The organism is Paragemmobacter straminiformis, from assembly GCF_014243445.1.
In the GTDB taxonomy this organism is placed as follows: Bacteria; Pseudomonadota; Alphaproteobacteria; order Rhodobacterales; family Rhodobacteraceae; genus Paragemmobacter; species Paragemmobacter straminiformis.
Genome location: NZ_JACLQD010000001.1, coordinates 765,048 through 777,637 on the forward strand (window position 1 = coordinate 765,048; position 12,590 = coordinate 777,637).

A 12,590-nucleotide genomic window follows, 5' to 3' on the forward strand; every position below is an offset into this window, starting at 1 on the left:
CTCAGTTCTGGGTCATCTTGACGAAGGCCGCCGTCTCGGGGTTTTGCGGCGCGTCGAAAATCTGCTGGGGCGTGCCGATCTCGGCCATGACGCCTTTCGAGAAGAAGGCCACGCGGTCCGACACCTCGCGTGCGAATTTCATCTCGTGCGTGACGCAGATCATCGTCATCCCTTCCGAGGCGAGCATGCGCAACGTATCGAGAACCTCGCCCACCAGTTGGGGGTCAAGCGCCGAGGTCACCTCGTCAAAAAGCATGTAGCCCGGCGACATCGCCAAGGCGCGCGCGATGGCCATGCGCTGCTGCTGGCCGCCGGACAGCCGCGAGGGATAGACATCGAGCTTGTCACCCAGACCGACGTGGGACAGTTGCTTTTCGGCAATCGCCGCCGCCTCGGCCTTGCCGATGCCCAGAACCTTGCGCGGGGCGAGCATCACGTTCTCCATCACCGTCAGGTGCGGAAAGGCGTTCCACTGCTGGAACACGATCCCGAGCTTGGTGCGCAGCTTGTTCAGGTCGGTGCCGCGGGCATGCACCTCGGTTCCGTCAACCTTGATGCGGCCGGAATCGATCGGCTCAAGCCCGTTGATGCAGGTGAGCAGCGTCGATTTCCCCGACCCCGACCCGCCGATGATCGTCAGAACCTCGCCCTTTTGCACCGTCAGGTCGATGCCTTTCAGAACTTCCAGCGGGCCAAAGGATTTGCGGACGTTTTCGATCTCAATCATTGGACCACCGTTTTTCGAGATACCCGCCGAAACGGGCGATAGGGAAGCTGATGACAAAGTAGAAGGCACCGCAGATCATCAGCAGCAGCAGCGGTTCCTGCAAACGGGTGATCAGGATCTGCGTCGATTTCAGCAGTTCGGTCACCTGCACGATATAGACAAGCGCCGAGTCCTTCATCACTCCCAGCGCCAGCCCGATCCACGAGGGCAGCGCGACGCGGGTCGCAAGCGGCATGACGATATAGGCCATGTCCTGCCACCAGCTCAGCCCGAGCGAGCGCGCCGCGCGCCGCGTCGTGAAGGGCACGGCCCCGACCGCGCCGCGCACGATTTCGGCGCAATAGGCGGCGGTGTAAAGCGTCAGCACCCCGCAGGCCACGGTAAAGCCCGACATCTTGAGCTTCAGCACCATGCCCATGAAGGCATTGGCCAGCACAAGCTGGATGAGCAGCGGAATAGAACGCGAGACATCCAGAACAAAGGTCAGCGGGGCGGCCCACCACGGGCCGACCTGAAAGCGGAAAATCCCGAAGATGATGCCAAGGCAGGTTCCCAGCACGACGGCGATGGCGGTGACAAGCAGGGTGATCCCTGCCCCCTTTGCCAGAAAGACCATATCCTGAACGGTCAGTGCGGTATCGAACATCGCTCTCTCCCTTCAATAGCGGAACAGGCGGGTTGCGATAAGGCGCGCACCGATCTGGATGATTTTCGTCATGACGTAGAAGATGACGGCGGCAAGGGCGAACAGCTCGAAGGTGCGGAAGGTCAGCGCGTTCAGATCCTGCGTCACCCCGTAGAGGTCGAAGTTCATGCCGACCGTGATGCCAAGCGAGGTCATCAGGATGGCCCAGACCATCTGGTTTGTCATCGGCAGGAAGGCGATGCGCAGCATCTGGGGCAGCACGACATAGCCGAAGGCCTGCACGGCCGACATGCCGAGCGACCGCGCCGCGCGGGCCTGCGTGTCGGGAATGGCCTTGAGGGCGCCGCGAAAATTCTCGGACAGGTAGCCCGCGTTGTTGAAGGTGATCCCGATCAGAAGCGAGACATAGGGGCTGAAATGCACCCCGAAACTCGCCACGCCGAAATGGGCCATGTAGATCTGGAACAGGGCGGGCGTGTTGCGCGCGAGTTCCACCCATGTCGTGGTGATCGCGACGAGGAAGCGGTTGTTCGACAGGCGGAAGCCCGTCAGGACCACGGCCAGCACGATGCCGATGGCCATCGATAGCAGCGCGATCTCGATGGTGACAAGCGCCCCGTCAAGCATGAGAGGAAGCTTGGCCAAGGCCTGCTTCCACTGGAAGGTATAAGAGAACATGCGCGCCTCTTGCCGGCGTGAAAAAGGGGTGCGCGCCGACGCGCGCACCCCCCGATACTATCAGCGATAGGCGTTCGGGACCAACAGGCTCGGAATGTCGCCGCCGATCCACTTTTCATAAAGCTCGTCGTAACGGCCGGTACGGACCTGCTGGTTCACGAAGAGGTTCAGATAGTTGATCAGGCCGTATTCCTCGCGGTTGGTGAAGAGTGCGACGTAATCCGTGTCGAAGGGTGCCTTGCCGACAACCTTTGCCCCCGGATAGTTGCCCGACTTGACGTTGGCCTGCGCCACGGTCGAGGTCGAGACCGTGCCGTCAAGCTGGCCCTGGCTCAGCGCAAGGAAGACGTCCGCCTGCGTCTGGTAGGGGCGGAACTCGCCCTCGCCCCATGCCTTGACCTGCTCTTCCAGCGCGATCGCCTCGTAGGTGCCGGCAACGGCCCCGACGACCTTGCCCTTCATCGTCTCGTACGAGGTGATCCCCGACTTTTCGTTCGCGGTCACGGCCATTTCGAAGGCGAAGTAGGGAATGCTGAAGCCCACGGTCTTGGCACGTTCGAGCGTGTCCGAGGTCGAGGCGACGCCGACATCGACGCGGCCCGACATCAGCGCGGGAATACGCTCGGGGAAGGGGGTTTCAACGATTTCGGCGGTCACACCCAGCGCGGCGGCGAGGTCGTTGCAGTAATCGACGTCGAAGCCCTGCGGGTTGTTGCTCTCGTCGCGGAACCCCATCGGCGGGAAGTCGAGCACCACCGCGCAGCGCAGGGTGCCCGAAGAGATGATGTCGTCGAGCTTGTCGGCCTGTGCGGCTCCGGCGGACACGAGCAAAGCGGCAACTGTAACCAAAGTCTTCATGGTGGAGTCCTCCCTGTGATTCGGCTTTTTCCTTTCCCATCGTGTCATGCGTTTTCCGCTTTGGCAAAACTTTTTTATTATAAGAAAAAATATCGCCCGTGATGGCAGGGCTTGGCCAGCCCGCTTGCCCGAAACGCGCGAACCTGTATCCTTGTTGTCGACAAGGCGGGGCCGGAATGACCGAAACAGACACAGCCGACTGGTCCGACCGCAAGCGCGGCGCGGGGGCGAAACTCGTCTATGACACGCTGCGCGACGAGATCCTCGACCTCGTCCTTGCCCCCGGAGAGCCGGTGGACGAGGCGGGTCTGGCCGAGCGTTTCTCGATGTCGCGGACGCCCGTGCGCGAGGCGCTGGTCCGGCTTGCGGGCGAGGGGCTGGTGACGATGCTGCCCAACCGCTCGACCGTGGTGGCGCAGATCGACTACCCGAACCTTTCGGCCTTCTTCGACGCGCTGACGCTGATGTACCGTGTCACCACGCGGCTTGCGGCAGAGTTCCACACCCCCGCCGACCTTGCGGCGATCCGCCTGCGGCAAGAGGTGTTTTCCCGCGCCGTGCTGGCGGGCGACACGGCGGCGATGATCACCTGCAACCGCGACTTCCACGCCGCCATCGCGGAAGCGGGGCGCAATTCCTACTACCTGCAACTTTTCCTGCGCCTGCTTGACGAAGGCCGCCGCATCCTGCGGCTTTACTATTATCCGCGGTTCGAGGCGCGGTTGCCGCATCCCTACATCTTGGAACACGAGGCCATCATCGCCGCCGTCGAGGCGCGCGACATCGACCTGTGCGACCGTCTCGCGCGCGAGCATGCCGACCAGATCGTGCGCCAGATCCAGGAGATGATCGCCAGCGACCGCCGCCAGCACATCGCGCTTTGACCCTGCCACCCGCCAGATTTTTCTTATTCGAAAAATTCTTGTCGACAAACTTAATGCAACGTCTATGCTGACCCCGTAACCCAGATTCGCACCCCATCAGGAGGAACGTCCATGGACTCCAGCATTTTCACCGGCACGATCCCTGCGCTGATGACGCCCTGCAAGGCAGACCGCACCCCCGATTTCGACCGGCTGGTCGAAAAGGCCAAGGAACTCGTCGCACTCGGCATGTCGGCGGTGGTCTATTGCGGGTCGATGGGCGACTGGCCGCTGCTGACGAACGAGTGGCGGATGGAAGGCGTCGAGCGCCTTGTCAAAGCGGGCATCAAGGTCGTCGTGGGCACGGGTGCCGTGAACACCGCCACCGCCGCCGCACTTGCCGCGCATGCGCAAAAGGTCGGCGCGCATGGCTTGATGGTCATTCCGCGCCTGCTGTCGCGCGGCACGGTCCCCGCCGCGCAGAAAGCCCATTTCAGGGCGATCCTTGCCGCAGCCCCGAACCTGCCCGCCGTGATCTACAACAGCCCCTACTACGGCTATTCGACCAAAGCGGACCTGTTCTTCCAGATCCGCGCCGAACACCCGAACCTTGTCGGCTTCAAGGAATTCGGCGGTTTTGCCGACCTGTCCTATGCCGGCGAGGCGATCACCTCGGGGTCGGATGACATCAAGCTGATGATCGGGGTCGATACGGCCGTCTACCACGGCTATGTCAACTGCAACGCCGATGGCGCGATCACCGGCATCGGCAACGTCCTCCCGCGCGAGGTGCTGCACCTTACCAAACTGTGCAAGGCTGCCGTCGCAGGCGATGCGACCGCGCGGCGTCTGGCCTTTGAACTCGACAGTGCGATGCAGATCCTGTCCGAAGTCGATGCCGGCCCCGACCTTGTGCTGTTCTTCAAGCACATGCTGGTCATCCGTGGCGATGCATCCTTCAAGCTGCATTTCAACGAGACCGACGCCCTGTCGCCCAGCCAGCAGGGTTTCATCGAGAAGCAGCTGGCGCTCTTTACCGCGTGGTATGCCGACTGGTCGTCGAAACTGGACGCGAAGCACAGCGCCTGACATGACCGCCGAAGTCGTCGTCATCGGCGCGGGGGTGGTGGGTCTTTCCGCCGCCCTCGCCCTGCAATCGCGCGGGTTTGCGGTCACCGTGATCGACCGCACAGGCCCCGCTGCGGGTGCATCGGCGGGCAATGCCGGTGCCTTCGCCTTTACCGACATCCTGCCCCTCGCCTCGCCGGGGATCCTGCGCAAGGCGCCGCGCTGGCTGCTTGACCCGCTCGGCCCGCTGAGCGTGCCGCCAGCCTATGCGTTGCAGATCGCGCCGTGGATGTTCCGTTTCTGGCGCGCCTGTTCGCCCCGCGCGGTCGCGGCATCGACACGCGCGCAGACCGCGCTGATGGACCTGTCCAAGGCGGAACTCGAACCCTTCCTTGCCCTGACCGGCACGGCGGAGATGCTGGCCAAACGCGGCAACCTTCAGGTCTACGAGGGCGAGGCTGAATTCCGCGCCTCGCTTCCGGGCTGGCAGGCGCGGCAGGATCACGGCATCGAATTCCACCACATGAACGCCGCCGAAATGGCCGCCGTGCAGCCCGGCCTGTCGCCGCGCTTCACCCACGGCACATTCACCCCCGGCTGGTATTCCATCGCCGACCCCAAGCTTTACACCGAAGCCCTTGCCGACCGGTTCCGCGCCAATGGCGGCAGGCTGCGCATCGCAGAGGTGACAGCCGTCAGCCCCGCACAGGACGGCGCGACCCTGTCCTTTGCCGATGGCGCGACGTTGCGGGCGGGCAAGGTGGTCGTCGCCGCCGGAGCCTTCTCGCACCGCATCGCCCGCAGTCTGGGCGAGGCGATCCCGCTGGAAACCGAACGCGGCTACAACACCACGCTGCCCGCGCGGGCCTTCGACCTGCGGATGCAGGTGACCTTCGGCGGCCACGGTTTCGTCATCTCGCGCCTGTCCACCGGCATCCGCGTCGGCGGTGCGGTCGAACTCGGCGGTCTGTCGCTGCCGCCCAATTACAAACGCTCGGAGGCCATGCTGAAGAAGGCGCAAGCCTTCCTGCCGGGGCTGGATGCGACGGGCGGCGTGCAGTGGATGGGCTTCCGCCCCTCGTTGCCGGACAGCCTGCCCGCCATCGGCCACGCGCGGGCGACACCGCATGTCGTCTATGCCTTCGGCCACGGCCATCTGGGCCTGACGCAAAGCGCGGGCACCGCCCGCCTTGTGGCCGATCTGGTCACGGGGGTCCGCCCCGCCATCGACCTTGCCCCCTTCAGCCCGCAACGTTTCTAAGGTTCGCACAATGGCCGTTCATACCTTTTCCTGCATCGATGGTCACACCTGCGGCAACCCCGTGCGCCTTGTCTCGGGGGGTGGCCCGCGCCTCGAGGGGGCCAACATGCTGGAACGCCGCGCCCATTTCCTGCGCGAGTTCGACTGGGTCCGCACGGGCCTGATGTTCGAGCCGCGCGGGCATGACATGATGTCCGGCTCGATCCTCTATCCGCCGACGCGCCCCGATTGCGACGTGGCGGTGCTGTTCATCGAAACCTCGGGCTGCCTGCCCATGTGCGGGCATGGCACCATCGGCACCATCACGATGGGCATCGAGAACGGCCTGATCACCCCGCGCGAACCGGGCAAGCTGTCGATCGACGCGCCTGCGGGCAAGGTCGACATCGCCTACCGCCAAGAGGGCCGCTTCGTCGAGGAAGTGCGCCTGACCAACGTCGCATCATACCTTCACGCCGAGGGGCTGACCGCCACGGTCGAAGGTCTGGGCGAGGTCGTGGTCGATGTGGCCTATGGCGGCAATTTCTACGCCATCGTCGAGCCGCAAGCCTGTTTCGACGACATGGCCAGTTTCACCGCGGGCGAGCTGATCGGCTTCAGCCAGAAACTGCGCGCCGCACTCAACGCCAAATACGAATTCGTCCACCCCGAACATCCGGCCATCAACGGGCTGAGCCATATCCAGTGGACAGGCAAGCCCACGGTCGATGGCGCCCATGCCCGCAACGCGGTGTTCTACGGTGACAAGGCGATTGACCGGTCGCCCTGCGGCACCGGAACCTCGGCCCGCATGGCCCAGCTTGCAGCCAAGGGCAAACTGGCGGTGGGCGACGAATTCCACCACGAAAGCATCATCGGGTCCATCTTCAAGGGCCGTGTCGAGGCCGCCGCCAGCGTGGCGGGCCGCGCGGCCATCATCCCCTCTATCGCGGGATGGGCGCGGATGACGGGCTACAACACCATTTTCATCGACGACCGCGACCCCTTTGCCAAGGGCTTCGTGGTGCGCTGAGGGCAGGGGTCCGGCCCTTTCCGGGGCGGGCGTGATCGAACACTTGCCCGTCGTGCAAATCCGGCCAAGTCTGGCACGATGTCGGCACCCGTCAGGGACAGCCGGGTCAAACCGCCGATTTGGAACAGGGACTGCATGACACGGGCCAAGACCATCCTTCTGCGCGCCATGTTGGGCTTGACCGTCTCGGCCCCTGCCGCGCGCGCCGACCTGCTGGCTGCGGGGCAAGCGTGGCGCGAGATCCCCTTCGAGGTGGTGGATGACAAACCCCTGCTGGCGGCCAAGGTCGGTGACGTGGCGGGGCGGATGATGTTTGACACCGGCACGCCCATGGCGGTGTTTCTGAACCGCGATGCCCTGCCCTTGCCGGCGGGGACAGTCGCAGGCAGGGGCACCGCCGCCTCGGGGCAGGCGATCGAGGTAAGGCTGCACGAGGCCCCTGCCCTGCAGATCGGCGGCCAGCCCTTTGCGACGGCCCCGATGGCGCCGAGCGGCAACTTCGGCTTTGTCGAGGGGATGTTCGGCCCCGATTTTCTGGGTTTCGTCGGCACTCCGGCGGTCGAGGGCGGGGCCTTTGCGCTGGATTACGGGCGCAAGGTGCTGACCGTTCTGCGCAGCGACGGCGCAGGCGCATTGGCCGTGCCACAGCCCGCGCCTGCCGATGTGGTCGCGCGGCTGACCGTTGCCCTGCGGCGGGGCGAGATGCCCACTTCGGGGGCCTTCATCGGCGATATGCCGGTGGTGCTGGAGTTCGACACGGGCGACAGCGGCACGCTTTACCTGCGGGCCGAAACCCGCGCGCGGCTTGCGGAAGGGGCGCTTCTGACCGTATCGGGCGAGGCGGGAACCTTGGCGGAAGTCACCTTCGGCGGCGCGACCTTTGACGGCATCGCGGTTCATCTGGTCGAGGCCGGCGGCCCTGCCGACAAGCGGCCTTGGCCGGGGTCAGATGCGCTGCGGCTGGGGGCGGGCTTTCTGTCGGACCACCCGAGCCTGTGGAACTTTCCGGCAGGGACCATCACCTTCCTGCGGGCGGGTGCCGATTTTCTGGCCCCGCGTCAGGCATCGGGCGGCTAGGGCCGCAGGCGGTTGGGGTCTGTCAGGCCGTGGCGTGACGGGCCTTTCGGCCCGACACCTGTTCTTTGCAAAGCGGGGGCTTCAGCGCGATCCGCGTCTGGCGCGCCCCTGTGCCATCACTTTGACCGCAGCATACGGGTCAGCGAGCCATCCTTCAGCACGAACTGGTGGAACAGGGCGACCAGCGCATGCAGGCCCGCCAGAACGAGGATGACATTCGCCATGAAGGCGTGCGGCTCGCCCGTGGCGTCCAGTCCGCCGAACCATGTGACCGCCCCCAGCGCCGGAACGACCAGCAAAACCAGATAGAGCAGGCGGTGACCCCAGGTCGCGGCAAGCGCGGTCAGGCCCGTTCCGGCCGCTGCGGGGTGGCCCTGCACCATGCGCAGGCCAAGGCGCAGCACGACCATGACAAGAACGGCGATGCCGACCCAGACATGGACGTTGGGAATGATCCCGAGGGTCGGTTCCGCGCCGCCTTCTAGGCGGGCGTCGAGGGCATCGCCCATGCCCTCGCTGTAAAGATAGTTGAAGCCGATCAGAGCCGCCGTCAGCCAATGGAGGCCGATTTGCGCTTTGCTGTAACCATCACGTTTAACCATAGTGCCTGTATCCTCGTCCTTGTGGCGACGTGTTCGCCGTTACTTGGTTTGATCTGTTGCTGCGCCGGGGGGTGCGGGTGGCCGGAACCACGCCGCCGGGCCGGCGTCATCTGCTTCTTCCGCCATGCGATGCCCGTCCGCAGGCGGAAAGAGCAGCGACGCGGTCAGTCCGGGTGTGTTGTCGGCCAGTTCGAAGGCCGCGCCGTGCAGTTTCGCAATCGACGCGACAAGGCTCAGCCCGAGGCCGGTTCCCGCCACGGACCGGCTGGCGTCGAGCCTGACGAAACGGTCAAGCACGCGCGCTCGGTCGGGGGCGGGAATGCCGGGGCCGTCATCGCTGACGGTCAGGACAGGACCGGCCCCGTCAGGGCGGACCGCAACCGTGATCCGCGCAGGGGCGGGACAGTGGCGCAGGGCGTTGTCGACCAGATTGACGACGGCTTGCGCAAGAAGCCCTGCGTCGCCCTGCACCAGGGCGGGGCCTGCCGCCGGATCGAGCGAGAGGACATGCCCCGCCTCGGCGGCGGTGGGTTCCAGCAGGTCATGGACGTCGCGCGCGATGGCGGCCAGATCGACGGTCACCGCTTGCAGGGTGACCGTTCCCGATTGCAGCCGCGCCAGCCGCAGGATGGCATCGAAGGTCGCGGAAATCGCGTCGATGTCTTGCAGCGCCGATCCGATCTCGTGCCGGGCTTCGTCCGGCAGGTCGGCAGACAGGGCCTGGGGTTCCAGCCGCATCCGCAGGCGCTGGAGCGGCGCGCGCAGGTCATGGGCCACATCGGTCGAGACTTGCCTTATCGCGTGGATGCCCGCCTCGAGCCGGTCGAGCATCCGGTCCACGCGGCGCGACAGGTCGGCGATGTCGTCGGTGCCGCTGTCGCCGATCCGTCTTTGCAGCGCCCCTTGGCCGATGGCATCGAGCACCGTCTCCATTCCGGTGATCCGCGCCTCGTTCCGGCGGGCGATGACATAGGCCAGACCCAGCGACAGCAGCAGCGAGGCCACGATTGCCAAGGCCGTCGCGCGCAGCAGGATGTCGGTGCTTTCGGTCACCCAGGCCGTGTCGCGCGCGACGATGACCCAGCCGATGCGGGTCTGCACGCCATAGGCGGAATAGGCATCCGGTCCGGCCGCCTGCCCTGCCCCGCTGACGGACAGGAAATCGCGACCGGGGACAAGGTCGCGCGCGCCGGTGAAAGGGGTGGCAAAGCGGGCCGCAAGGCGCAGCGTTCCCGTCGTCTGCCCTGTCATGGCATCGACATAGGCAAACAGCGTCGAGGCGTCGCCCACCGCCCTGACCTGGGCGGCGATCTGTTCCTCGAGATCGGTCCTGTCGCCCGCATCCGCGATGCGGGCAAGTCCTTCGGCCGAGGTGCGGACATCACGGGCCAGACGGTGCGACAGTTCCTGCGAGATCACGAAATAGGACAGCCCGCCCGCCGCAAGGGTTCCCAGCGCGAAAACGACAGAAAGCGCGAGGGCAAAGCGCATCGACCATGACGGTTGGCGCATCATGGCTGCAACACATAGCCCACGCCGTGCAGCGTGGTCAGGTAGGGTTTTGCAAAGGGTCGGTCGATCTTGTTCCTGAGCCGGCTGATATGGGTTTCGACGACGCTGGTCTTGGGGTCGAAATGCAGGCCCCAGACGGATTCGAGCAGCACAGTCCGCGTCTGCACGCGGCCCTGACGCTCCATGAAATGGCGCAGCAGCAGGTATTCGCGGGGTTGCAGGTCGATCCATTGCCCGTCACGCCGCGCGCGGCGGCTGGCGATGTCGAGAACCAGATCGCCCGCGACGAGTTCCAGAACCTCGGCCTGCAGGGCGGGGCGGCGGCGCAGCGTGTCGATGCGGGCGAGAAGTTCGACGAAGGCGAAGGGTTTGACCATGTAGTCATCCGCCCCCGCGCGAAGGCCGGTCACGCGGTCGTCGATGCTGCCCATCGCGGTGAGAAGGATCACGGGGGCCGTCACCCGTGCCGCCCGCAGCGCTTGCAGCACCGAAAGACCGTCGAGGCCCGGCAGCATCCGGTCGAGGATGACCATGTCATAGCCGCCCGCCATCGCCTGCGAGAGCGCGTCGCGGCCGTCGGCCAGATGGTCGACCACATGGCCTTCGGCAAGAAGGGATTTGACCACGTAGCGCGCCGCCTCGGCATCGTCTTCGGCATAAAGCAGTTTCATCGCGGCCACGTCCTGCGCCCGAACCCGTATGCGGCCCGGTTCACGCGTCTTATCCGAAGTCGCGGCGCAAGCGAAGGTGCAAGCGACCGCGCGGACCTTACGGATTTGTAAGATTGCGGTCAGGGCTTTCGCGAAACCTGCGGGCATAGGGATCACCAGCGTCGCGACGCCCGTGGCGCTGGAAGAGGCGAAACCGAACATGGCCCCAGTCCTGCGCAACCTGCTTTTGTCGGTGGTGCTGATCGCCGTTCCGGCAGGGGGCTTCACCCTTGTCGAGACGGTTTTCCTTGCTCCGGCGCAAAGCCCCGTCGCGCTGTCGGCGCTGGGCGACCTGTCGGCCTATGCCGCCATCGTGGCCGATACGCAGAAGATCGCGGCAACGGCGGATTTCGCCGCAGCGGAACGGCGCATCAGCGATCTTGAAACCCTGTGGGACAGGAACGAGCCCGCCCTGCGCCCTGCCGATCCCGCCGCTTGGGCCAGCATCGACGATGCGGCGGATGCGGCCTTTGCGGCGCTGCGGACCGATAGGCCCGACGCGGCAAAGGTGCAGACCGCGCTCGGGGCGCTGCTATCGGCCTTGGCGGCACCCGTTGCCGCCGCAGCCAGCCAGCCGGTCCAGCTTGTCGCGGGGATCGCCGTGACCGACGACACCGGACATGCCCTGCCCTGCGAAGAGCTGATCGGCACGTTGCGCGACAGGCTTGCCGGCAAGACCCCGCCCGCTGCGGTGGCCGATTTGCAGGCCAAGGCGCTGGAACGCTGCAACGCCGATGACGATACGCGCGCCAACGTCTTTTCGGCGCAGGCGCTGGCCATGGTGAAGGAATGAAACCGATGACCGATGCACCCGACGGCCTTGCGCCCGTCAACCGCGTTCCCGAAGTGACCGCCGGTTTCTGGCTGATCAAGCTGACCGCCGTGACGATGGGCGAGACGGCCGCCGATTTCCTTGCCGTCAACCTCGGTCTCGGGCTGGCGGCGACGACCGTTCTGATGACGGCGGTTCTGGTGGCCGCGATCCTGTGGCAGTTCCGCCAGCGCCGGTATGTTCCGGCAAGCTACTGGACATCGGTCGTGCTGATCTCGGTGGTGGGCACGCTGGTCACCGACAACATGACCGATGCGCTGGGCGTGCCGCTTCTCAGCTCGACCATCGGGTTCACGCTGCTGCTTGGGCTGACCTTTGCGGTCTGGTGGCTGGTCGAACGGTCCCTGTCGATCCACGCGGTCTTTACCCTGCGGCGCGAGGTGTTCTACTGGCTGGCGATCCTGTTCACCTTTGCGCTGGGCACGGCGTTCGGCGACCTGATTTCCGAGGCCTTCGGGGTCGGCTTTGCCGCAACGGGCGTGCTGTTCGGGCTGGTCATCGCATCGCTGGCCACGGGATATTTCGCGCTCGGCCTCGACGGCATCTGGGCCTTCTGGCTGTGCTATATCTTCACCCGCCCGCTTGGCGCGTCTTTCGGTGACCTTCTGGCGCAGCCTGCCGACTATGGCGGGCTTGGCCTTGGCACCGTGGTAACCAGTCTGGCATTCCTTGCGATCATCGCAGGCACGGTCGGCACGATGACCCTGCGGCGGCGCATCCGCGCCTGACCCTGCGGCAGGGACA

General features: G+C 65.5%; 14 protein-coding genes. 7 read left to right on the forward strand and 7 right to left on the reverse strand.

Features of this window, described 5'->3' with window-relative positions; all coding sequences use genetic code 11:
* Position 1: 1 nt before the first annotated feature.
* Genes H7F16_RS03545 through H7F16_RS03560 form a run of 4 tightly spaced genes read right to left on the reverse strand, consistent with a single transcriptional unit; the run spans position 2 to position 2,909 of the window.
* A complete protein-coding gene (locus H7F16_RS03545; RefSeq protein ID WP_185796151.1) occupies positions 2-727 on the reverse strand; it encodes an amino acid ABC transporter ATP-binding protein in 726 nt (241 codons plus the stop codon).
* On the reverse strand, positions 720-1,373 hold the full coding sequence (locus tag H7F16_RS03550) for an amino acid ABC transporter permease (RefSeq protein WP_185796152.1): 654 nt from the start codon (positions 1,371-1,373) through the stop codon (positions 720-722). Before H7F16_RS03550 ends, H7F16_RS03545 begins: the two co-directional genes overlap by 8 nt.
* A 12-nt stretch (positions 1,374-1,385) precedes the next feature.
* Positions 1,386-2,051 carry an amino acid ABC transporter permease gene (locus H7F16_RS03555; RefSeq protein ID WP_185796153.1) on the reverse strand — a complete coding sequence of 222 codons (666 nt, stop codon included), beginning with the start codon at positions 2,049-2,051 and terminating at the stop codon, positions 1,386-1,388.
* A gap of 60 nt (positions 2,052-2,111) precedes the next feature.
* Positions 2,112-2,909 (reverse strand): ABC transporter substrate-binding protein, encoded by a 798-nt coding sequence (locus H7F16_RS03560; RefSeq protein ID WP_185796154.1) that lies wholly within the window; start codon positions 2,907-2,909, stop codon positions 2,112-2,114.
* Positions 2,910-3,085: 176 nt separating this feature from the next.
* Here H7F16_RS03560 and H7F16_RS03565 point away from each other — a divergent pair, with 176 nt between their 5' ends.
* From H7F16_RS03565 to H7F16_RS03585, 5 genes are all read left to right on the forward strand, one after another.
* Positions 3,086-3,793 (forward strand): GntR family transcriptional regulator, encoded by a 708-nt coding sequence (locus H7F16_RS03565; RefSeq protein ID WP_185796155.1) that lies wholly within the window; start codon positions 3,086-3,088, stop codon positions 3,791-3,793.
* 111 nt (positions 3,794-3,904) lie between these two features.
* Positions 3,905-4,861: a dihydrodipicolinate synthase family protein gene (locus H7F16_RS03570; RefSeq protein ID WP_185796156.1), complete on the forward strand. Its 957-nt coding sequence runs from the start codon at positions 3,905-3,907 to the stop codon at positions 4,859-4,861.
* Between the two features lies 1 nt (position 4,862).
* Positions 4,863-6,101, forward strand: a complete 1,239-nt coding sequence (locus tag H7F16_RS03575) for an NAD(P)/FAD-dependent oxidoreductase (protein WP_185796157.1) — start codon at positions 4,863-4,865, stop codon at positions 6,099-6,101.
* Between the two features lie 10 nt (positions 6,102-6,111).
* A complete protein-coding gene (locus tag H7F16_RS03580; protein WP_185796158.1) occupies positions 6,112-7,113 on the forward strand; it encodes a 4-hydroxyproline epimerase in 1,002 nt (333 codons plus the stop codon).
* Positions 7,114-7,248: 135 nt separating this feature from the next.
* Entirely contained in the window at positions 7,249-8,190 is a 942-nt protein-coding gene (locus H7F16_RS03585) for a hypothetical protein (RefSeq protein WP_185796159.1), read from the forward strand.
* 116 nt (positions 8,191-8,306) lie between these two features.
* Here H7F16_RS03585 and H7F16_RS03590 read toward each other — a convergent pair whose 3' ends face one another.
* Genes H7F16_RS03590 through H7F16_RS03600 form a run of 3 tightly spaced genes read right to left on the reverse strand, consistent with a single transcriptional unit; the run spans position 8,307 to position 10,975 of the window.
* Complete coding sequence (locus tag H7F16_RS03590; RefSeq protein WP_185796160.1) at positions 8,307-8,792, reverse strand: cytochrome b; 486 nt, start codon at positions 8,790-8,792, stop codon at positions 8,307-8,309.
* A gap of 39 nt (positions 8,793-8,831) precedes the next feature.
* Positions 8,832-10,307: a sensor histidine kinase gene (locus H7F16_RS03595; RefSeq protein WP_185796161.1), complete on the reverse strand. Its 1,476-nt coding sequence runs from the start codon at positions 10,305-10,307 to the stop codon at positions 8,832-8,834.
* Complete coding sequence (locus tag H7F16_RS03600; RefSeq protein WP_185796162.1) at positions 10,304-10,975, reverse strand: response regulator transcription factor; 672 nt, start codon at positions 10,973-10,975, stop codon at positions 10,304-10,306. Before H7F16_RS03600 ends, H7F16_RS03595 begins: the two co-directional genes overlap by 4 nt.
* A gap of 199 nt (positions 10,976-11,174) precedes the next feature.
* Here H7F16_RS03600 and H7F16_RS03605 point away from each other — a divergent pair, with 199 nt between their 5' ends.
* On the forward strand, positions 11,175-11,807 hold the full coding sequence (locus tag H7F16_RS03605; protein WP_185796163.1) for a hypothetical protein: 633 nt from the start codon (positions 11,175-11,177) through the stop codon (positions 11,805-11,807).
* A 5-nt stretch (positions 11,808-11,812) separates the two neighbouring features.
* Positions 11,813-12,574, forward strand: coding sequence for a COG4705 family protein (locus tag H7F16_RS03610; RefSeq protein ID WP_185796164.1), 762 nt, complete (start codon positions 11,813-11,815; stop codon positions 12,572-12,574).
* The last annotated feature ends 16 nt before the right edge of the window (positions 12,575-12,590 follow it).